Origin of the sequence: Eisenibacter elegans DSM 3317 (assembly GCF_000430505.1) — a bacterium.
In the GTDB taxonomy this organism is placed as follows: Bacteria; Bacteroidota; Bacteroidia; order Cytophagales; family Microscillaceae; genus Eisenibacter; species Eisenibacter elegans.
In genome coordinates this window covers 119076-140311 of record NZ_AUMD01000012.1, presented here as the reverse complement: position 1 = coordinate 140311, position 21236 = coordinate 119076, and the positions used below count along the sequence as shown (strand labels likewise).

The 21236-nt window shown below is 47.4% G+C and carries 24 protein-coding genes; 10 read left to right on the top strand and 14 right to left on the bottom strand.

Annotated elements, in window-relative coordinates; all coding sequences use genetic code 11:
• Positions 1-9: 9 nt before the first annotated feature.
• Together G499_RS18675 and G499_RS0104190 are read right to left on the bottom strand one after the other, a co-directional pair.
• On the bottom strand, positions 10-654 hold the full coding sequence (locus G499_RS18675; RefSeq protein WP_245576648.1) for a SiaB family protein kinase: 645 nt from the start codon (positions 652-654) through the stop codon (positions 10-12).
• A gap of 28 nt (positions 655-682) precedes the next feature.
• Positions 683-1618 carry a lysozyme family protein gene (locus G499_RS0104190; protein ID WP_026998910.1) on the bottom strand — a complete coding sequence of 312 codons (936 nt, stop codon included), beginning with the start codon at positions 1616-1618 and terminating at the stop codon, positions 683-685.
• A 439-nt stretch (positions 1619-2057) separates the two neighbouring features.
• On the opposite strand from G499_RS0104190, the gene G499_RS0104185 reads away from it, so the two are divergent.
• Entirely contained in the window at positions 2058-2273 is a 216-nt protein-coding gene (locus G499_RS0104185; RefSeq protein ID WP_026998909.1) for a hypothetical protein, read from the top strand.
• 76 nt (positions 2274-2349) lie between these two features.
• On the opposite strand, the gene G499_RS0104180 is transcribed toward G499_RS0104185, so the two are convergent.
• The 6 genes from G499_RS0104180 to G499_RS0104155 form a co-directional block, all read right to left on the bottom strand.
• Positions 2350-3348 carry a 3-oxoacyl-ACP synthase III family protein gene (locus tag G499_RS0104180; protein ID WP_026998908.1) on the bottom strand — a complete coding sequence of 333 codons (999 nt, stop codon included), beginning with the start codon at positions 3346-3348 and terminating at the stop codon, positions 2350-2352.
• Positions 3349-3498: 150 nt separating this feature from the next.
• Positions 3499-5316 carry a 2-succinyl-5-enolpyruvyl-6-hydroxy-3-cyclohexene-1-carboxylic-acid synthase gene (gene menD / locus G499_RS18670; RefSeq protein WP_051295896.1) on the bottom strand — a complete coding sequence of 606 codons (1818 nt, stop codon included), beginning with the start codon at positions 5314-5316 and terminating at the stop codon, positions 3499-3501.
• A 12-nt stretch (positions 5317-5328) separates the two neighbouring features.
• Complete coding sequence (locus G499_RS0104170) at positions 5329-5994, bottom strand: CBS domain-containing protein (RefSeq protein ID WP_026998907.1); 666 nt, start codon at positions 5992-5994, stop codon at positions 5329-5331.
• Positions 5995-6011: 17 nt separating this feature from the next.
• Positions 6012-6776, bottom strand: a complete 765-nt coding sequence (locus G499_RS0104165) for an alpha/beta fold hydrolase (protein WP_035726630.1) — start codon at positions 6774-6776, stop codon at positions 6012-6014.
• Positions 6777-6818: 42 nt separating this feature from the next.
• Positions 6819-7319 (bottom strand): CvpA family protein, encoded by a 501-nt coding sequence (locus G499_RS0104160; protein ID WP_026998905.1) that lies wholly within the window; start codon positions 7317-7319, stop codon positions 6819-6821.
• Positions 7320-7355: 36 nt separating this feature from the next.
• Positions 7356-7805: a GatB/YqeY domain-containing protein gene (locus G499_RS0104155; RefSeq protein ID WP_026998904.1), complete on the bottom strand. Its 450-nt coding sequence runs from the start codon at positions 7803-7805 to the stop codon at positions 7356-7358.
• Between the two features lie 114 nt (positions 7806-7919).
• Between G499_RS0104155 and G499_RS0104150 the strand changes: the two genes are divergently transcribed.
• Positions 7920-8636: a pyridoxine 5'-phosphate synthase gene (locus G499_RS0104150; RefSeq protein WP_026998903.1), complete on the top strand. Its 717-nt coding sequence runs from the start codon at positions 7920-7922 to the stop codon at positions 8634-8636.
• A 182-nt stretch (positions 8637-8818) separates the two neighbouring features.
• Here G499_RS0104150 and G499_RS20895 read toward each other — a convergent pair whose 3' ends face one another.
• From G499_RS20895 to G499_RS0104135, 3 genes are all read right to left on the bottom strand, one after another.
• Positions 8819-9937 carry a hypothetical protein gene (locus G499_RS20895; protein ID WP_026998902.1) on the bottom strand — a complete coding sequence of 373 codons (1119 nt, stop codon included), beginning with the start codon at positions 9935-9937 and terminating at the stop codon, positions 8819-8821.
• 92 nt (positions 9938-10029) lie between these two features.
• On the bottom strand, positions 10030-10527 hold the full coding sequence (locus G499_RS0104140) for a hypothetical protein (protein ID WP_154658308.1): 498 nt from the start codon (positions 10525-10527) through the stop codon (positions 10030-10032).
• 121 nt (positions 10528-10648) lie between these two features.
• Positions 10649-11002, bottom strand: a complete 354-nt coding sequence (locus tag G499_RS0104135; protein WP_026998900.1) for a hypothetical protein — start codon at positions 11000-11002, stop codon at positions 10649-10651.
• Positions 11003-11259: 257 nt separating this feature from the next.
• Here G499_RS0104135 and G499_RS0104130 point away from each other — a divergent pair, with 257 nt between their 5' ends.
• The 7 genes from G499_RS0104130 to G499_RS0104100 all read left to right on the top strand — a co-directional run bounded on the left by G499_RS0104130 (position 11260) and on the right by G499_RS0104100 (position 17516).
• A complete protein-coding gene (locus G499_RS0104130; RefSeq protein WP_026998899.1) occupies positions 11260-11712 on the top strand; it encodes a DinB family protein in 453 nt (150 codons plus the stop codon).
• Positions 11713-11775: 63 nt separating this feature from the next.
• Positions 11776-12555, top strand: coding sequence for a hypothetical protein (locus G499_RS0104125; protein WP_051295895.1), 780 nt, complete (start codon positions 11776-11778; stop codon positions 12553-12555).
• A gap of 165 nt (positions 12556-12720) precedes the next feature.
• Positions 12721-13581, top strand: coding sequence for a DUF4249 domain-containing protein (locus G499_RS0104120; RefSeq protein ID WP_026998897.1), 861 nt, complete (start codon positions 12721-12723; stop codon positions 13579-13581).
• Between the two features lie 139 nt (positions 13582-13720).
• Complete coding sequence (locus tag G499_RS0104115; RefSeq protein WP_026998896.1) at positions 13721-14248, top strand: DinB family protein; 528 nt, start codon at positions 13721-13723, stop codon at positions 14246-14248.
• Positions 14249-14607: 359 nt separating this feature from the next.
• On the top strand, positions 14608-15030 hold the full coding sequence (locus tag G499_RS0104110; protein ID WP_026998895.1) for a lipocalin family protein: 423 nt from the start codon (positions 14608-14610) through the stop codon (positions 15028-15030).
• Positions 15030-15473 (top strand): lipocalin-like domain-containing protein, encoded by a 444-nt coding sequence (locus tag G499_RS0104105; RefSeq protein ID WP_026998894.1) that lies wholly within the window; start codon positions 15030-15032, stop codon positions 15471-15473. The genes G499_RS0104110 and G499_RS0104105 overlap by 1 nt, the downstream gene beginning before the upstream one ends.
• Before the next feature lie 12 nt (positions 15474-15485).
• A complete protein-coding gene (locus G499_RS0104100) occupies positions 15486-17516 on the top strand; it encodes a M3 family metallopeptidase (RefSeq protein WP_026998893.1) in 2031 nt (676 codons plus the stop codon).
• Between the two features lie 355 nt (positions 17517-17871).
• Here the strand turns inward: G499_RS0104100 and G499_RS18660 are convergent, their stop codons facing one another.
• From G499_RS18660 to G499_RS0104085, 3 genes are all read right to left on the bottom strand, one after another.
• Positions 17872-18726: a UDP-2,3-diacylglucosamine diphosphatase gene (locus G499_RS18660; RefSeq protein WP_051295894.1), complete on the bottom strand. Its 855-nt coding sequence runs from the start codon at positions 18724-18726 to the stop codon at positions 17872-17874.
• A 170-nt stretch (positions 18727-18896) separates the two neighbouring features.
• On the bottom strand, positions 18897-19316 hold the full coding sequence (locus G499_RS0104090) for a hypothetical protein (RefSeq protein WP_026998892.1): 420 nt from the start codon (positions 19314-19316) through the stop codon (positions 18897-18899).
• A 346-nt stretch (positions 19317-19662) separates the two neighbouring features.
• Positions 19663-20547 carry a C40 family peptidase gene (locus G499_RS0104085; RefSeq protein ID WP_051295893.1) on the bottom strand — a complete coding sequence of 295 codons (885 nt, stop codon included), beginning with the start codon at positions 20545-20547 and terminating at the stop codon, positions 19663-19665.
• A gap of 80 nt (positions 20548-20627) precedes the next feature.
• On the opposite strand from G499_RS0104085, the gene G499_RS0104080 reads away from it, so the two are divergent.
• The gene (locus tag G499_RS0104080) at positions 20628-21086 is read left to right on the top strand and encodes a lipocalin family protein (RefSeq protein ID WP_026998890.1); all 459 of its coding nucleotides are present in this window, start codon (positions 20628-20630) and stop codon (positions 21084-21086) included.
• Positions 21087-21236 lie beyond the last annotated feature (150 nt).

The following is a 21236-nucleotide window of genomic DNA, read 5'->3' as shown; positions in this document are numbered from 1 at the left end:
AACGCTGGGTTATGCTTGGGTGGGGGCTTCGTCAGCAGGTGTTTCGTTGTCGTTGTCGTGCTCTGCAGATGAGATGTGTTTGCCAGAAAGTTTCTTGCTGTTCAGCACCACATTGAGCACAAAGAAAAAGTAGTTGTCATCATAAGGCAAAAAATGATAGTCAAGTTTTTCGCCTACCTTCCGAGCCATATCAATCAGCCCTAGCCCTGCACCTCCTTTTTCTGAGAGTTTGCCTTCTTTTATTTGTTTGCGGTACATTTCCTTGAGCTCTTCGGGGCTTGCTTGATTGACTTGTAGCAGGGCAGACTCCAGCTCTATTTTTTTGTCAATCGCAATGCGGTTAGACGTGATGATATAGTAGTTTTCATCTTTCTTGCCAATCATAAAGAGGCCGCGCCCGGTTTCGTTTTGGTCGGCTATTTCGTCGGAGTGTTTGGCCAGATTTTGGAGTGTTTCGACCATCACATGGTATACTTTGCGGCGTACCGAGGGATTTTCTTGGTTTTTGTCCATATCCTCTTCGGCCATAGAGGTAAACATTTTGGTAATGTCTTGGCTAAACTCGCCCAAATATACCAAGGAGATGCCATTGCTGAGCAGCTCATCATAGATGGTCAGTACAGACTTGATGAGGTTGACATTAAGTTTCATCATAGTTATGGGAGGTGTGTGGGGTGAGGGGTTACCGTTGGCAGCAGTTTTCGCACACGCCCATAGCAACATAGTTCCACAGGCCGTAGTTGATATTCTGCGCTTGGTGATAGGCGATGTATGCTTCGTAAGGGTTGTCTACATATTCGCCGTCGATAAGCATATGTTTGTTGAGTTCGTTAAATTCTTGTTTGATATTTTCGCGCCGCCAAGAGCTGATGAGTTGCAGGCGGAATTGTTCTACGTTTTTCCAATAGCCGTTTTTTTGCTGCCAAGTTCCTCCTCTAAAATGAAAAACCATCTCCTTGGGGTCACCACCTTTACGCGCCAAGATACGCCCCACAGCATCGAGATTGAGGATTGGGTGGAGGCGGTCGTCGCGGTAGATACTCTTGCGCATATCACATTGGTCTAGGTAGGTCATAGCCATTCCCAATTCACGGGCGTGTTTATAGCATTTGAACTTGGAGTCAGCTTCGCCACAGTGGTCATTACAAACAGTATTGAGACCATACTCTCGGCCAACAACTCCCTGAATATGACAGAGGCCGAAGCCGCCATCTCCCCAAGAGTAGTTACCGGTTACGTTGGGTAGGCAGTCTTGGCCGCGTGTCTCCTGAATCATAATGGCCAAAATTATCTTGGGTGGCAAGCAATAGCGTGCTTCTACAGCGTCGCTGATATTCTCATAACGCAGAGCCTCAATAATTTTGCCATTGGTACTAGATTTACTCGGGAGACGTAAGTTTTCTAGCTCGCGTTGTTTGTACTGAAATCCCGGGCGAACATAGTACCCTAAGTGAATAGGCTTCATCTTGAGGTTGAGGCAGCGCTTATCTTCATCGGCTAGACCCGATGTTGCCCCAACGATATGGCGGCTATCTGTCTTAGAGATAGCCGGCCAATAACACAACAATCCTAGACTTATACTCAGGACTGCCGCTATCCAGAAGTACTTATAGGCCATAAATGTTTCATCAAATAGGTAACAGGTGCTTTTGTGTGCGAACAGAGTTTTGTCTGCAATATAATGGATAAGGGCTAAAATCCTTGGGCTTAGCCTAGTTTTTTGACAATACCTTACAGCTATTTTCCACAAGTCTGCGTCTCAAAATAGGACTTTATCTTGACAGAGAGAGGGGTGCTTGCTGGTTATGTACCAAAGCTAGGGAAAATATTTGTTTAAACAAGTTTTTTGCAGCAAGCAACATAAAAAATAACTCAGAAGATTTGAGGCTAATTTCCTGAAAATGAAACTGTTATTTTTATTCAAAATAAACCCACCGCCTATTAGCATGCTGATAAACCGAAACTATGATGTGTTTTTGGAGTAACTTTTTGGGCATATTTTCGTTTGTGATACCATAAACGAAATAATTCGCACACCTAAATTGTATACCACCCTAATGTCTAAAACGTTGAATGAGCAGCAGCAGAACAGAGTAGAGTTTGAGGCGCTGATGATTGTGGCAGGAAAGCCACAGTATACTAAAGTACAAGGCTATTTTGAAGAGTGGGGAGAGCATCCTGTAGACTCAACCGTTGTGGCCATTGTAAGGGATGACACCGGCAAATTGCACTTCAAATCTCCTGAAGATGTGATTTTTCTAAGTAAAAAATAATAGTATGAACACAAAAGAAAAAGCCTTTAGCTGGGAGCTCCTCAACTAAAGGCTTCATTTTTTCGCTAAAAACTTACTACCAGCGAATCAGTGCAGAGGCCCAGGTAAAGCCACTACCAAAAGCCGCCAAACAAATCAGTTGGTCTTCTTTGAGGCGGTCGGCCTCCCATAGTTCGGCCAAGGCAATAGGGATAGTTGCGGCAGTAGTATTGCCATAGCGTTGAATGTTGTTGTATACTTGGTCATCGCGCAGGCCGAGCTTCTCCTGTACGCCCTTAGAAATACGTAGGTTGGCCTGATGCGGGATGAGCAGGTCTAAGTCTGCCAAGGTATAGTTGTTGGTTTCCAAAGATTCCATGATGGCTTCGGGGAAGCGCTGGAGGGCGTGTTTGAATACCGCACTACCACGCATCACAGGCAGGTGTTTGCCCTCTTCTACCATCGTAGGCCAGAGGCGATCTTGTAGGCGACTGCCCGGGTGTTCTAACATCAGGTCTTCGGCATATTTTCCTTCAGAATGAAGGTGCGTTGACAAAATACGGTGCTCAGGGTCTTCCGTACGTTGTACGACTACTGCGCCTGCGCCGTCGCCAAAGAGTACGGCAAAATCACGGCCTCGGGTACTTTTCTCAAAAATATTTGACTGTACCTCTGAGCCTACCACCAACACATTGCGGTACATCCCCGTACGGATAAACTGGTCTGCAATCGATAATCCGTAGATAAACCCTGTACACTGTGTGCGGATGTCGAGGGCGGCTATCTCACGAAAAGGCAGCAAACGCTGCAACAAAACCCCTGAGCCGGGGAAATTATAATCGGGGCTCAGGGTAGCAAATACAATCATATCGACCTCTTCGGGGCTGATACCTGCGCGCTCTAGGGCGATGCTGCTGGCCTTGGCTCCCATAGTAGCCACAGTATCCTCACCTTCTTTAAAAAAACGGCGCTGCTCTATCCCGCTGCGCTCACGAATCCAAGCATCGCTTGTATCCATATATTTTTCCAAATCGTGGTTGGTAACGATGTTTTCGGGTACATAGTACCCCAGTCCGGTAATTTTTGAATAATACATAAGCCTTTCAATATGAGGGCAAAGAAAACAATTATTTGGCACAAATACCCGCCTAAGCACCCAAAATCTGTGGAGAATCGTGGTATGAGGAGGCTAAAGATTGTTGGTTAATTGCAAATTGCCCTAAAAATAGTTAAAAAAACTGGAATATCATTGTTGAGTCTCACTCCTGTCCTCGTTGCGGAGCAAAAAACCTGGGGTAGCCTCTTGTTTGAATTGTACAAAAGCGGCTGCGTTGGCACTGCTATCTACAGATACTTCTAACAAGCGCGCTGTAGGGGTAGCAGATGCCAGCAGCCAATCTAGAGCTTCCGACAGCATATCGGCTTGTGAGACAGCCTGATAGTCCAAGCCAAAGGTTTGAGCTATTCCTTGAGCGCGGGCTTGTTGGCGGGTTTCGAAGTACTCATCTAACTCTGGCTGTGAGCGCGAGCCGGGGATAATTCGGAAGATTCCCCCACCTTGATTATTGAGCAATAAGATGCGTAAATTTTTTGGCAAGTAATTGTGCCACAAGCCATTGCTATCATAAAAAAAGGCTACATCACCCGTAATCAATACTACCGGCAGATCTGGGTTGGCTAAGGCCGCCCCAACGGCGGTAGAAGTACAGCCATCGATACCGCTAGTACCCCTATTGGCACTGATGATGATACCTCGCCCTGCCGGAATGCCCCAAAGGTTGAGATAACGCACCGCCATACTGTTGGCTGCGTGTAAAAGGGTGTTTTGGGGGAGCAGGCCAATCAGATTGCCAACCACCCAAGCCTCATGTAAGGGAGTAGGTTGATGACGCAATTGCCCAAATAGAGGGCGCATCGCCTGCTTTTCGTACTGCTGCCACGCGGCAGCATAGCCAGCAGGGTCATCGTGTTCGGTTTCGAGCAAGTGCCTGAAGTCAAGGTCAGCGAAGAGCTGTACAAAGAAGTCTTCTGCATCCATCGGAATCCAATGGCTGAGGCTGCGGAAGGGGTCTGGTACAGGAAAGCCCTCTTGTATGTGCCAATGTTGTGATGGAGCAGCTTGCCGAAGAAACTGTTTGAGCGGCTTAGACAGCAATGATTGCCCCATAGTAACCAAGAGCTCTGGTTTAAGCGCCTTGATGGTTTGGGTATCTACATTGGCCAAAAACAAGTCGTGATGCCGGATTACGTCTGGTAACTCCTGTAAGTTGGCAGTAGTATCCGCCACAACAGGAATCTGATAATCGGCCATTAGGTGTGCCAAGGCCTCTATCAAACGGGGGTTATGCGGCATTTGCCCTGCTACCACCAGAATGCGCTCGGTCTCTTCCCAAATATCCATCAAGTCTATCCAAGCTTCCTTGGGTACTGTGCGGCGCGTATGATAAGGGCGCAAGTGTTTGACTCCCTGGCGAAAATGCATTTCTTCCCCTTGGCTAGGATAAAAAGGCTCCCTGATAGGCACATTGATATGCACTGGGCCATAGGGGGCCGTACTGGCAGCTATCAGCGCTTCATTGACTACCCGCTCTATATGCCATGTGGCATCAGGGTGCTCATAATCTGCTGGCAGCGTATAGGCCGCCTTAGCGTGTAGGCCATAGAGTTGGTTTTGGCGGATGGCCTGCCCGTCTTGCTGGTCTATCCACTCGGGAGGGCGGTCGGCGGTCAGTACCAAGAGCGGCACTTGTTGGTAATAAGCCTCTGCTACTGCTGGTGCATAGTTGAGCGCCGCAGTACCCGAAGTACAGACCAATACCACTGGCGCAGGCCTAGCCTCAGCGCTAGGTTTTTGGAGCAGGCTATGCCGGATAGCCTCTTGAGCTAGCCCAAGGGCGATGTAGGCAGCACTGCGCTCATCGGCAATCGTTCGAGTATGGATGCGGGGGTGTCGTGCAAAGGCTATTGTCAGCGGCGCACAACGAGAACCGGGCGAAAGCACCGCCTCCGACACGCCGTGCAAGGCGCATATCTGCACCAAGTCAATCAAGGGCTGTAATATCACTGGGGGGGAGGGCTATAAGTCCAAATATTTGAGCAATAAGCCGATACGCTCCTTTTCTAGGTCTGAGTGCTCGGCAGCGTGGTATTTGGCAATGATTTGATAATCAAAACGCTCAAAGGTAGCAATCACACGGCTGAGGTCAGCCTGATTGATTTTGAGGGTTACATTGATATGTTGTGGGTCGTGGGTATTTTGGCTGATATAGGTACTCAATATCTTGGCATTATTTGACTCTACCAAACGGCTGATTTCGGCCAGCGAATAGTCGCGATGGTGCATCGTTAGTACCAAGATACCACCCACCTCTTGCAAGGCCATCGAGCCGGCAAAGGCCGTCAGGGTATCATTGACCGTAACCACGCCCAGATACTGCTGTTCCTCATCTACCACAGCCACCACATCCATTTTGTGGTTGCTGGCTATTTTGAGAATATCGTAAAAATGTTGGTTGGCCAAGGCATACACATCAGGATATAGCCACATGACCTTATCGAGGCTGTCTTCCGGAGTGGGGTAGCCGAGGGCTATTTCTTCGCTAATGAGCCCTTGGTAGCGGTCTTGGTCTACGACAGGCAGATGATTGACCCGCATATCTTCGAGCGTGTCAATGGCTTTCTGTACCGTATCGCTGGGGCGTAGCGGCGAAATGATTTGATTGATAAGGTCTTGCGCTATCATAACAGAGGTGTGTGTGGTCAAGCTAAAACACTTGGTTGAGCTAAAAACTCATTGACGATGGTATTGAATTTCTCGGGGTGCTCCATCATAGGGGCGTGTCCGCATTGGTCAATAAATCGCAGTTGAGCGTTGGGGAGAAGTCTTTGGAACTCGTGCCCTACGGAGGGCGGTGTGATGGTGTCGTTCAATCCCCAAATTAATAACGTTGGAACGTGTATTTTAGTTATTTCGGTGGCCATATTGTGTCGCTGTGCCGATTTGGCAATGGCCACAATACTGAGGCATTTTTTGATGCTGTTGGTGATTTCAAACACCTCATCCACGAGCTCTTTGGTGGCTGTTTCGGGGCGGTAGAAGGTATATTCTACCCGTTCTTTGATATAGGCATAGCTACCTCGCTTGGGGTAAGAGCCGCCCATAGAGCTTTCAAAGAGGCCGGAGCTGCCTGTGAGAATCAGGCGTTTTACGTTTTGCTGTTGGCGCAAGGTATAGAGCAAGGCCAAATGCCCACCCAAAGAGTTGCCCAAGAGGGTCAGGTCTGTGAGTTGTTTGTAAGCCACAAAAGACTCGATAAAATCCGTCAGTGATTCCAATCCGGCCTTTTTGACAGGCATCGTGTAGATGGGCATCATCGGGATGACTACGCGGTAATTCTGTTTATATTCATTGAGTACGCCTTCCCAGTTGCTGAGCGCACCAAAGAGGCCGTGTAGAAGGAGCAGGGTTTCGCCTTGCCCTTCGTCAATGAATGTAAAGTTTCCGTCTTGTTGGATGGTTGGCATAGCTTCTATAATTTGTAAAACAGAAATAAACAAGGCTCTTGCCTAGAGCGCTTGTAAGATTGCAAAAGAGATGTCTTGTTTGTTTTTGCCGCCCACAGCATAGATGCCTATTTTTTCGACCATGACGTGAACAAAACCGTTGCGGCTCAGGTCATCGCGCATTACGCCAAAGGCCGACAAAAACCAAAGTGCAAAGCTAATGATAAAAGCGTATTTGATAAGCCCAAAGATAGCGCCTACGATATTATCCCACTGGCCGGGCAGGTCATAGTCCGTTTCGGTTTTGAAGTGGCTCCCGATTTGTTTGAGTGCGATGATGGTCAGCCCCAGCGAAAAGAAAAAGGCCACCTGGGCAAAGGTGTTGTCATGGAAGTTGAAATAGTTGTTGTCTATAAACTTCAGGACAATACCTGATACCTTAAAGCACAAAACAAAGGCAATCATAAAGTGCAAGAAATTAATGATTTCTTGGATGATGCCGTTTTTGTATCCTTGGTATGCGCCCCAAGCAAAAGGAAACAGGAGTACGATGTCGAGTATCAAGGCTTTGTTAGGTTTGAGCGGTTGTTAAAAACAGTTTTAAGCACCTAGTAGGGCTTTGGCCATAGCCGAGATGGCCTTGCCATCTGCCTGACCGGCCAGCGCCTTAGTAGCTTGGCCCATGACCTTGCCCAAATCTTTGAGGCCGGCAGCCCCTACCTCGGCAATGATGGCTTGTAAACGGCCGCGCAACTCCTCCTCCGAAAGTTGTTTTGGGAGGTATTTTTCAATAAAGGCCACTTCGATAAGCTCTTTCTCGGCCAAATCAGGGCGATTTTGTTGTGTATAGATATCAGCTGAGTCTTTGCGCTGCTTGACGGCCTTGGTCAATACCCGAATCTCGTCTTCGAGCGTGATTTCGGTGGCACCTTCCTTCGTTTCTTCAAGCATCAGCAAGGATTTGATGGCGCGCAAGGCACGGAGCGCGTCTTGGTCTTTGGCCTTCATAGCCGTTTTGATATCTTCTTGGATTTGGTCTTTGAGGGTCATAACAAAATTGGTGTTTAGGGTGTCCCTTAGATGATAACAAAAATATAGGGACAATTTGTTAGTTTTGGTGTAAGATGTCAATTTTAGCACAAATTTACAATAAAAGCAAATCTGATGACCAAACTAAGTGTGAATATCAACAAGGTGGCGACCTTGCGCAATGCGCGTGGTGGCAACAACCCCAATGTGGTGCGTGTAGCGCAAGACTGCCAGCACTTTGGTGCGCAGGGCATCACGGTTCACCCCCGCCCCGACGAGCGCCACATCAGAGGCCAAGATGTCTTAGCGTTGGCTCCGGTAGTGTATACTGAGTTCAATATAGAAGGAAACCCCGACGAGCGGTATTTTGAGCTCGTCAAGGCAGTCAAGCCAGCACAAGCCACATTGGTACCCGATGCGGCAGATGTGCTGACTTCTAACAGTGGCTGGGATACTGTAACGCATGCGGCCTATTTGCGACAACTGATACAAGACCTCAAGGCTGCCGGGGCAGGCAGGGTTTCGATATTTGTAGACCCTGTGCCCGAAATGATACAGGGGGCTGCTGAGGTCGGCGCTGACCGTATCGAGCTATATACAGGGCCTTATGCCGAGCAATTTCATACCGACCCCAAGGCTGCCGTTGCCCCCTATACAGCCTGTGCCTTATTGGCATACCAGCTGGGGCTGGGGGTCAATGCGGGACACGACCTAGACCTGCACAACCTGAAGTTTTTCAAACAAGAAGTACCCCATCTACTCGAAGTATCCATAGGGCACGCCCTGATTTGTGATGCCCTATATTATGGGCTAGCCAATACTATTCAGATGTACCTACGGCAACTGAGTTAACATAATAATACGGGCTTCAACAACCGGAGTACGATGACTCCCCCTCAGCCCTGAGGAGGAGTCCCCCAGAAAATGTAGCCAACACACATCCGGGTAGCCAACACACATCCGGGCAAAAAAAGCCATCCCGAAAATTGGGGATGGCTGATAGGTAAGTCTCTGACTCTCGAATGGGTATAGGCTTATTTCTTGCCTCCGGGGGCAGAAGTCGTTACGTTGGAAATAAGGCGGTCTACTAGTGTAAAGACAAACTCGATGCTGTATCCGGCTATAAAGGCCAGAGCCACTGGCGATAAACTACTGATAGACACCATAAAAGACTCTTCACCCGTAACGGTCAGAATACCCACCACCAACCCGGCTAAGGCTCCTAGGCGAACACGGAGTTGGTATTTGATATCAGACTCACGGGAGTAGGTCTGGTGTTTGATTTCTTCGGACAATACGCGCAAGACATAAGCATAGGCTCCCAGCAAACCGTACAACAAAGGCAGGATATAAGAGCCGATGATCATCAGCGGGTGGATAGCGGCCTGCTCTACCTCGGTACTGAGGTTATTGATGCGCCTAAAAGATGCCGCACGCACCCGTTGGCGCTCTTCAAAGATGCTCAGGTCATAGGGTTTGGAATCGAGGATGAGCCTGTTGATAACAGACTGCCAACGGGCCAACATAATGATGTTTTTCTCACGTTCGGTCGAAATTTTATCGATGTCGGTATTGATACGTTCTACTTCAGACACATTGTCTTTGAGGCGCGAAGCCATCTCTTCCAACTGCTGGATTTGTTTGTCCCGTTCTTTAATATTGCTCAAAATAGTAGAGCCGATGAGGAAAAATATCTGCACCACCAACATCAAAAACAAAAAAAACAAGGCCCAATAAGTGTAGCGTTGTACGGCCCGTTGGGCCAGTGTGATTTTGGTCGTAAAGCCCATCATACCCCAAAGCCCTAGTCGGGGCAGCTCTCGTTTTTCGATAGCCGCCAAGAGACTGTTGATGGTTACGGGGTGAATAGATTTGGCAATCTTGCGGTAGGCAATCCAAAACTCTGATTCTTCTTCTTCGCTCCAGTTTTGGGTTTTTTCCAAATATTTTGCCCGTACCACCTTTCGTGTGAGATCGTCGTGGATTTCTACGCCTTGCTCAGACGCATGGGCAAGCAACATCTCGGCGCGAAGCAGCGCCTCTTGCAAATTGCTGTTGCCTTTGTTGGGGATGATGGAGGCTTCAGCTGCAAGTGCCTCCTTGGGTGGGTTTTTATCAGGGTTGGTATCCGCAGATGATACTTCTTTGGCCATAATTGTAAGGGGCAGAAAGGTGTATGGGTAGTTGCTTTTGCTTGACGCAAAAAGCAACCTTGAAGTTTCGGCCAATCTACGAAAAGCAATCCTTATTTGGAGACAATCACCTCAAATTCTGTTGTACCACTAAAACTCAACAAGGTGTTTTGAGCTGTCCCTATTTCTACTACCCAAGTGCCTTCCAAGACTTGGTCGCGTTCGAGTTGTATAAAAAGGCCATAAGTATTGCTGGATTGATAGTGAAAAAAGGCCTCAATGTTTTGAGCACGGATAAAAATCTTGCGGGCGCGGTTATAGCGATACCATTTGGCTACGAGCGGGAAATCACCTCGGGAAAAACGCAAAAAGTTGGCTTCATCCAAAATAATGCGCAGTGTTAGTAGGCCTTGTCGCTCTAGGATACCCGAGCGCCCCATAGCTGCGGGGGTAATAATTTGAGAGCCATAAGTCCAAGTGATTTGCTGGGCTTGTAAATTGCGCAAGCTGGTGTATTGCGCCTGTACCTCAAAAGAAGCCATAAAGCACAGCAGCGTCAGCAACAGGCTCATTGGTAGCTTGATTGGTAAGACAGAGGTCTGAGGAGTCATTGTTTGAAAAGTATGTTCTGATGGGTATTGTCGCAAAAATTATTCCTTATCAAACAAAGATGCGAAAAATACCTCATACTAGTGCTGTCGCCCGATGGATGTATTTACAGCTGATTGGCTATCAGGCAAATACAGAGTACAGTCTTTCATACAAGATGCTGTTCAGGTCCAGCATTGTTTTGGCGCCTTCTACCAAGGCTTGTAGCTGTACTAGCTCTGTGAGTCCTAAAGCCATAAAAAAATCAGCTTCGGGCAGGTGCAAAAAAGTAAAATCACGGTTGGGTTCTTCGAGCAGGGCTTCCCAGTCTAGCCCATTGAGATAGCGGTATAGCGCTGTAAATTGGCGGACGTTTAAGGCCACGCGGGTGTCTTTGAATTGAAGCCAAAGCTTGCGGCTCAGGCCACATTGCGTTACGCTACCCTGTGGGCTAGCAAAAAGTTCTAAAAACTGACAAACGGTGTTTTGAGAAAGCATAAGCGCCGACAAGAATTAAATCAGATAAATCCGTGTTATTTAACGGACACAAAAATAGATGTTATTTAAATTAAATCCAAATTAGCAAAAGACTTTTCTCCAAGCCGCCAGCCCTTGTTTGGGGTTAATCAGCTGATTTTGTGAGCAATTGCAGGCCCCTATTGCGTCTATTAGGTTGTGGAAGTTGCTTACAACTCGTATCTTTACGTACTTTCACATTTGGTTTTATTTTTTTGAATGATAGTCCCTATACCCCCATGCAACCACTAACCCTTTTGAAAAACAGCCGCCAAAATTTGCTCACAGCCCTGGCTCCCTTGTCTTTGGCGCAGCTCAACCATATCCCACAAGGCTTTCGCAACAACTTGATTTGGAACTTAGGGCATCTTGTCGTTACCCAGCAATTGTTGGTCTATCGAAACAGCGGCCTACAGACTATCGTACCAGAAGAGCTGATAGTCAAATACCGAAAAGGAACCGTTCCTGATGGCAAAGCCTCCCAAGCCGAACGAGCACAACTAGAGCGCCTCGCCTTGGAGTTAATTTATAAAACAGCCCTAGACTTTGAGCAGGGCGCTTTTGAAACATACACTCCCTACGCAACAAGCTATGGCGCTATTCTGAATAACCTCCACGATGCGATGGTCTTCAACAATGTCCACGAAGGCCTACACTACGGCTATGTTCTGGCACAACGCCGCCTTGTCTGAAGGGCTTGAAGTGCTCTTCTGCTGAAAACCTGTATCCAACCTAACAAACTTTACACAACAACTATGGCACAAAGAAGTCAAGCTCCCAATGTATTATCCATCACCGCTGGCGTGCTCCTACTGGCCTTGTTAACCTTCAGCGTATTGCAGTGGCTACAGATGCCAGTTGGGACTTTTATAGACTGGCTTATCGGTATTGTCGCTTTTGTTTGGCTGATGACCCTCATCACTGTTCCCTGGAATATTTATTTTGAAGCACGCGAAGTACTTTCGCTTCAGAAAAACCCCACAAAGCCCATTCCCTCACATATTTCCATGTCTTATGTAAGTAGGGTAGCTGTGTTTTCTCTACTTTCGGCTATTGTATTACACATCCTCACAGCTGCTGGGCTGTACTGGCTGGCATATCAAAATATCAGTGCTGTTGGGTATTATGCCTCTGTAGTGGCAGCTATTTTGACCTTCCTACGGCCAAGCATGAGCGCCTATGAGTACCTCTCGGCGCAGTTGGCGGCGATACGCCAAGAGGTAGATTATCCCAAAGAAGATGTGTATGCGCTCAAAAAAAGGGTGCTTGATTTGGAAATTTTGCTCAAAAACCTCTCTTCGGAGCTTGATGAGAGCAAAGAAGACTCGTGGCGTAAAAAGATAGACCAAAAAATACAACAGCAACAATCGGCGTTGAGACAACAACAACAGCAGCTCGAAAGCCTTTACCAAAACAATGAACAAGCCCACGAACAACTCGCCCAACAAACCCAAAAAGCAGTAGCCCAACTAACACAAGACGGGCAGTTTATCAACAATATCGTGGAGATTATACGTTTCATCAAGCGGGTGTAGTGGCTCCGAAAAGTTAAATAAACATTAAACCCTTCGGCTAACTCAACCAATAATGTCTTGTTTTGGTTATCTTAGGTAGTCTGTTGGCGCTGCCCAAAATAGCCAACTACTTTTTGAAGAATCAATGTTCCCGCATTGCTGCAAAAATCAACCCCAAGCACCACTATGTCTTTTTTATTCCGCTTCAGAATTGCCCCAATCAGCTGCCTCTGTTTGTTATTAGGCTTAGCCGCCTGTAACCTAGAGCAAGACATTACCATCAAGTTGCCCGAAAGCGAGCCCCAGCTCGTCGTAGAGGCCTACCTCGAACCAGGCAAGCCCTATCGCCTTTTGCTCACCGAGAGCGTCCCCTTTTTGAGTGTGCCGCAGCTGCCCTTGGTCAATGATGCGACAGTCATCATCAGCCACAACGGCCGCGACATCTCCTTGAGCTTCCGCCCTGTGATTGATTCGAGCAGCCAAAAAGGTTTTAATTATTCGTCTCCAGAAATTTTTCAGCCTACTGTGGGCGACGAAATACGGCTTAGCATCACCGACTCCAAAGGCCGAACTGCTACTGCCATCACCCGCTATATGGAGCCACCAAGTTTTGAAGATATACGAGTAACTACCCGTGCTTCTGACTCCTTGTCGTTTTTGTTTTTCCGCTTCCCCGACAACAACCCCAACGGAGAGAACTTCTACCGGCTTATGGTAGGCAAGGAGGTAGACAGCATCGCAGACAGACCCGAGCTAGACCTTACCTTTGAAGGTAGGTTTACGACAGATGGCTTCGTAACCATCGGCACTTCCTATCGATTCGAGCTAGGCGACACGCTCAATATCACCCTTTTTCACGTCGAAAAAGAGTATTATGACTTTGTCAATACCCTTCGTGATGCGGCCAATGCCAACGGCAATCCTTTTGCACAGCCAGCTGTTATCAAATCCAATATCAATGGCGGCAGGGGTATTTTCACCACCCTCTCCTTTGTACGTAGGCGCATCAGCATACGACCCAACCAAGCACTGGTCTTGACAGACTAACATCGTTGGGCTGCCAAAAATCGATGGCTTTGACTGCGGTGGAGTATTTTGGTATAACAGCACTCAGGCGCTTTGGCTCTTCCATTGGATTTGTTGAAAAAATGATAACTTTGGATAACACACCAAACACAATGTACCTATGCAAGTATCCGAAATGCGCGCTCAAACCCAAGCGCTAGTGGAGCGTTATATTCAAGATCTCGACCGCTATACTGACGAGCAGTTTGCCTACAAATCTGCCGACAAGGTGTGGTCTTTGGGGCAAATGTACGAACACCTTATACAGAGCAGTAAGTTTTTTGTCATCCAACTAAAAAGCTGCCTAGAACAAAAAAACGGAAGTACAGAAGGCGAACGTAACGAACACGGCGACAAGGCCTTTCAGTACAACAGCTTTCCCCCAATCAAGATAGAAGTACCCGAAGCTTGGAGAGGCCCCGACCCAGAAGCCAAGGACAGAGCCTACTACCGCACAGCCCTACAAAGCACCCTAGATTATGTCAGCAAGCTAGAAGAACGGGTAGCCCAAAATGATGGGCAGTACAAAACTCGGCATGTGTTCTGGGGAATGCTCACCGCTCAAGATTGGTATCAAATCATCGGAATGCACCTCAAACATCATAACCGCCAACAAACCGAGCTAGAACAATTGGCTGGTGTTCGATAAGGCGTTTCAAACCACTGGACATTTTCCAAGTCCCACAGTTATACCAAGATTCTCAAGATTTGATTTTCTTGATTCTTAAGGATTCTCGGCGCACACATTTCCCAAACCAATTTGGGTTGAGTATAAAACTGTGGGCTAAATCTCATTTTAACCCCAAAATGAGGCCTCAGCTTATTTCGGAGCTGAAGCTCTGAGCTACTTTTCTAAAAATGTTCAGTGGTTTGCTGAGAGCTAGAGAAGGTCAAAAGCAGTATCATAGCGACCAAAACCAAACTAGTACCCTTTCATCGCTTTTTTGTACCTTTGTTTAGGCTTATCTAAGAAAATCCTGCTCATATTTCAACTCCCTATATTTGCCCATGACAACACCTTTCAAACAAACACTTCGCGCACTCTTGTTGCTGATTGTGTTGATAAATATTGGCGCTTGCCGCCAAACCAACCCAACAGAACTCTTGGCGCAATCGTGGAAACTACAAGCTATCAGCGCCTTACAGATACCTAGCGAAGAAAATATGACCGACACACAGCGCCGAGAGTTGGACGAGCTAAAGACCAGCGCCGTTTTCCAGTTCAATGCTGATGGTACTTATTATATCAAGTTTATTGAGGAAGCCGAAGGAACTTGGAAACTGACTGACGATGCCCGCAGCCTCTGGCTATATCCTAGCCAAGGAGCAGAGCAAAAGTACCATATCGACAACCTATCTGCCGAGCAGCTCATCATCAAAACCATTGACGAAGAAACTACCCTTACCCTTACTGCGCAAACCACCGATTGATGAAACAAGTTAGATACTTTATACTCGCCGCAGCCACTTGCAGCATCGCTTGGGCTTTTCGCCCAAATGCGTGGAATCCCAAGCAATTTGTAGGTACTTGGCAGGTACAGAATATCGAGGCCAAAACCTATGATACCCTCGCAAACACCCTCAAAGAGGCGGCATACCAAGCATATCAGCAAGGTATTGCGGAACTACCCGATAAAATGCGCTTTGAGTTTAAGGGCGACAAAAAAGATGACCGTAAATACCGTATCTGTATTGGCCAAGACTGTGAGGAAGGCACTTGGGAGTACAAAAACGAAGACAGCACCCTTACCACCAGCGCCAAAGGCGGAAGCCGCGAAACACTCAAAGTCCTCAGCCTTGATGAGCGCCAAATGCGTTTTCGTATGCGCAAAGAACAGGCATACATATTTACTCTCCAAAAAATCAACGATTAACGATTATTTCTTATGAATCCATTTTTGCAAGCCTTTGATACACCTTTTGATACAGTGCCGTTTACCCGCATCCAGCCAGAGCATTTTATGCCCGCGCTACAAACAGCCATTGCTGAGGTAAAAGCAACTCTCCAACAACTGAAAGCGCGCAGCCCCCAAGGTTTTGAAGCTTTTGAAGTGCTCGAAGCCTGTGATAGCCGCGTACAACTGATTTCGAGCGTCCTTTTCAATCTCAACGCTTCCGAAACCAGTGATGCGCTACAGGCCATCGCCCGTGAGGCTTCGCCTCTATTGAGTGAATATGCCAATGATATCCTACTTGATGAGGCGCTGTTTGCCCTTATCGAAAAAGCTTACCAACAAACCGCTGAGGCCACGCTCAGCCCCGAACAACAAACCCTCCGCCAAAAAACCTATAAGAGCTTTGTACGCAATGGTGCAAGACTCAACGAGGCCGACAAAACCCGCCTGCGCGAGCTTGACAAATCGCTTTCGCAGCTCTCCCTACAGTTTGGTGAGCACGTACTGGCCGAAACCAATGGCTATCAGCTCATCATCGAAAACGAGGCAGATCTTGCCGGTATTCCAGAAAGCATCAAGGAGGCCGCCGCTGAAGCCGCCCAACAAGCCGGGCACGAGGGGGCTTGGCTCTTCGGACTACAATACCCCAGCTATGTGCCCTTTATGACCTATTGCCAAAACCGAGAACTGCGCGAGCAGCTCTTCAGGGCTTTTGGGGCCAAGGGTTTTCAGGGGAATGAATTTGATAACCAAGAGATTGTACGCCAAATCAGTGCCTTGCGCCACGAACGGGCGCAGCTCTTGGGCTATGCCTCTCACGCCCACTTTGTGCTCGAAGAGCGGATGGCCAAAGACCCACAAACTGTGCAGGCATTTCTCGAAGAATTATTAGAAGCTGCCACTCCGGCTGCCAAGCGCGAAATAGAAGAGCTGGGTACTTATGCCAAACAACTCGACGGCATCGAACACCTAGAGCGTTGGGACATAGCCTACTACTCCGAAAAACTCAAAAAAGAAAAATTTACCATCGATGACGAAACGCTGAAACCTTACTTCCGCCTCGAAAACGTCATCGAAGGAGTTTTTGAAGTAGCCAAAAAACTCTATGGTTTACATTTTATCCCCCGTACAGACATTGAGCTGTACCACCCCGAAGTGCAGGCCTATGAAGTTCAAAATGCCCAAGGTCAACACATTGCGGTCTTCTATGCAGACTTCTTCCCCCGAGCCGGTAAGCGTAGTGGCGCTTGGATGACCTCTTTCCGTGGCCAAAAACGTATCCAAGGCCAAGAGCAACGCCCACATATTTCGATTGTCTGCAATTTCACCAAGCCTACCGCTTCTACTCCCTCGTTGCTGACCTTCAATGAGGTAACAACGTTGTTCCACGAATTTGGACACGCCCTGCACGGTTTGTTGGCCGACACAACCTACGAAAGCCTTTCGGGCACAAGTGTGTATTGGGACTTTGTGGAGCTGCCCTCGCAGATTATGGAAAACTGGGCCTACCACCAAGAAACGCTCGATCTCTTTGCCAAACACTACCAAACTGGGGAGACCATCCCGGCGGCGATGGTACAAAAAATCAAGGATAGCGCCAACTTTATGGCCGGCTACCAGACCCTCCGCCAAGTAGGTTTTGCCCTACTCGATATGGCTTGGCATACCCAAGCAGCGGCAGACAATACCAACCTCACGGCTTTTGAAGATGCTGCCATGCAGGCCACCCAGCTACTGCCTGCGGTAGAAGGTACAAATATGAGCACTTCGTTCTCTCACATTTTCCAAGGAGGCTATGCCGCCGGGTATTATAGCTACAAATGGGCCGAAGTACTTGATGCGGATGCTTTTGAGCTGTTTTTGGAGCGGGGCATTTTTGACCCCCAAACAGCACAAGCCTTCCAAGAACATATCCTCAGCAAAGGAGGCAGCGAACATCCTATGGCGCTTTATCAGCGTTTCCGTGGGCAAGCGCCTGATCCTAAGGCACTCCTACGACGTGCCGGGTTATTGAAAGCCTAAATCATCCTGAAGCTTCCATACAGTGGAAGCCCAAATCCTTAGTGGGTAGGTTTGCACCCTATCGCTAAGGATTTTTTTTGCCTAAATTCACAGAAGCAACACAGAATAACGACTCATACTGTTTTGATTTATGTACTTCCGCCGTCGGGTATACCTGCCATTTCCCCAAACCAATTTTGATTGGGTATAAATTATAAATTCAAGACAGGATTATACACAACAATAATGTCGAAGTGATATAATACCACTTTTGTTTAAGTACGTATAGGTTTTTGTGGCCTGCTGGGGCTAATATCAGGACAATGCTTGGCGATGGATAGAAAGCACCTGACACTTAAAGAAATTCAAACTGATATTAGTGCTTTCCGTTTTTCTGAGACAACGCCGCTGAGGCGATGTTGGCATAAAAAGATTTCATCTGATCAATCTCATCTCCCTCACGCGTCAGGTCTTGTTGCTCGGCCTCATTGACTTGGTGATGGTCTTGATAGCGATATAACTCCCATTTTCCTTCAAAATCTTCTACCAAGGCCGTCATTGATTCCACCCAATCGCCGGAGTTCATATACATCACATCTCCCAGCTGTTTGACAGCGGGCTTGTGTGTATGCCCACAGATAATCCCATGACAGCCCTTGAGCCGTGCTAGTTCTGTGAGCTGTTGTTCATAAACTTTGGCCGGCGATACTGCCGATTTGACCTTACTTTTGATATACTGAGAGAAGGAATACGGCTTACGCCCCATACGCCTGCGGTAGGCGTTGTAACCTTTGTTGAGCCAAAGTAATACAGTATAGCCGATAGAGCCAAGCTTGGCCACCCATTTGAGCCGTGTAGTAACGGTGTCAAAAATATCTCCGTGGACAACATAGTAGCGTTGGCCTGCGCTCTCGTGTATGTAGTCCATCTGCAAGGAGAGGTTGCCTACGGTCAGAGGCAAGATATTGTCCAAAAAATCATCGTGGTTGCCGTGTAGATAGATGACCTTGGTGTTGTAGTGTTCTATCATGCGCAATACCACTTTAAAAAATCGGGTATGCTTGACTTGCCAAGAACCATAATTTTTAAGCTCCCAGCCGTCGATAATGTCTCCATTTAGGATAAGTACATCACAGGAGTGCTGCATCAGGAAGTGCGCCACTTCTTCTGCCTTGGCTCCGGCAGTTCCCAGATGCACATCAGAAATAATAATAGTCTTGTAGTGTTTCAAAACCGTTGTAAGCCTTGTCTCAATTACAAATATATTGAATTATACGCGAATTACCGAAGGGCTTTTGCATACAAGCGGGCTTTTTTAGACGAAAAATGAGGTTATTAAATTGTTAAGCTTTCTCTTGGCTGTAGAGAAGGATTTGAGAGATTGTTTTTCCAAAAACCCAGCTACGCTTTCCAGTGCTTGTAGCGTTGAATCATGTCTTCGGGTAGGGCTTGGTGGATGTCTTGGTAAATGCGGACATGTTCGGGGTGAAACTCTTGTGCTTCGGCGGAGTACATAATCTCCATTTCGGTGTTGCACTCTCGGTTGAGCTTGGCAAAGGCTTCGTAAGGAAAGGCGATATAGTTGCCCTTACTGTTTTGGCCTGTTTCATACGCAAACTTGAACCAGGTCAAGTACTCTTCGATGTTTTGAAAGGCGCGTAGGAATATTTTGTGAGAGATGCGAAGTGAGTTTTGAACCAGCTTTTGCTGCTGTGAGATGATGGTGGTCAGTTGGTTAATTTTTACCAGCTGTTCGGTTTGCAGGTAGTGGACTGCGAGATCCAAGAATGTGATGTCGTCGCTTTGATTTGTCTGCTCCATGGGTATCACAATGATTTGGTATAATGATGTGGTATTAAGTAGGTTGAGAGAGCCATCCGATTGTTTGTACAAAATTACGAATAAAACTCAACTACAGTTGCTAGTGTTTGAAAATCAGGCATTAAGACCTTAGCAAAGATTGTAAAACACTCACTTTTACACCTTGTTTTGGCGCTTGTATTCGGATTTGTTACTCCGCTTATTATGTTATCATCCGCCTGGCAATAGCCTCTTACGGCCTCTGAGTGGCTTTTTTTGGGAGAACTCCTGAATGGGTATAGGGAAATTGCCTGAGGGCATCTTGTATTATTTTGAAACATTTATTACATCTTACTAAAAAGTGATGTTATTGTTTCAAACGTGTTAGAAACTTGAGATAATGCGAATAGCGCCCTTGGTCTTGTCGGTATAAGCCCTTTGTATCGAGGGTATCTATGCGTACTTGTCCGTCGGCGTGGATAATTTTTCCATTGCCAAGGTATATTCCTACGTGTACGACTTTTCCCTTTCCTTCGGCTTGTCGCTGAAAAAAAGCCAAATCCCCGGCCTTGGCTTGCGCAAAGGGATGTTGTTGGCCTACTTCGGCCTGCTGGTATGAGTCACGTGGCAGGGCGATACCGTGAATTTTATGTACTACCTGCACAAAGCCCGAGCAGTCCAGCCCTTGGCTTGTTTTGCCACCCCATAAGTACGGAATTTTGAGGAAGCGCTGCGCTGTTTCGAGGAGAGTCCCCTGTGCTTGAGTGGGGAGGGGTTGTGGGCAGTTGAGGGTCGTATTGCTCAGGCGGATAGTTGTGCCTTGGTAAAATGGCAGCGTTGCCCCTGCCGGAATCCAACCTTGACCGGGGAGCTGTAGGTCTTGCGCCGCTACAGGGTGGATTACCTGACTATACTCGGCATAATATTGGGGCGTAATGGCACTATGCTGGGCGCTTGGAATCCAACCGGGGTACTGGTCGGCCTGCGTCCGGATATAGAGCCAAGAACTGTCGGTATTGGCTTCGAGTACCAGATATGCTTCGCCAAAAAGCAACTCCGTAACCCGTTCGGCTTGGTGGCCGGGCTGCGCCCTGAGGGCGATATGGCTTTGCTCACAAAGGCCATAGGTTTGCGCCGATACAGGGAATATTGCTCCACACAAGCCCCATAAACCAAGGTATAAAAATAGCCGTGCCAAGATATTCTGCCCAAAAAGGCGTATATTTAGCGGTTCAACAAACAATAAAGGCATTATAAAAAGGCGTTAAGCATTCACCTACCCCATAGGCAATATTGATACCACCCTTTCTATTTGTCAACCCCTAAATTTTTATGAAACACAGATTTTTACCCAAACCTTGGTTCGGTGTCGGCCTGACCATCTGGGTACTGTTGGCCACGGCCTGCGACCGCAGCACCCAAAAGTATAGCATTGTAGGTACTTGGAGGATAGAGCAGTTTAGCCCGCCGGGTTATGAGCAGCTAGATGAAACCGCCAAAAAGAGCTTTCAAGAAGCCTACAAAACAATGTATGCTAAATCGACAATGGTTTTTGGAAAAGACGGACGCTATGTTTTTGATGTATTCAATGCGCCTACCAAACCCACTCATACCGAAGGTTTGTGGCAAATGGATAAACAAAAGCACTCCATCACCCTCACCGATACTGAACAAGGAAAAACATCTGTCTGGGAGGTACAGAAGCTGACAGCCGAAAAACTGATATTGGTAAGTAAGGATGAAAGCGGAGTACGGTTTCGGATAGCACTACACCGAATGCCACACCCCTAGCAGCGATTATTTGATACTTCAAAGATTTTCGGCACACATTATTCCCAATTTTGATTGGGATTAGTTCCCCCCCCCAAAGGTTACAACGATTGCTCAGCTGCTCCCTTGGGGGCTTTTTATACCAAGATTCACTTGATTTGACGACTAAGG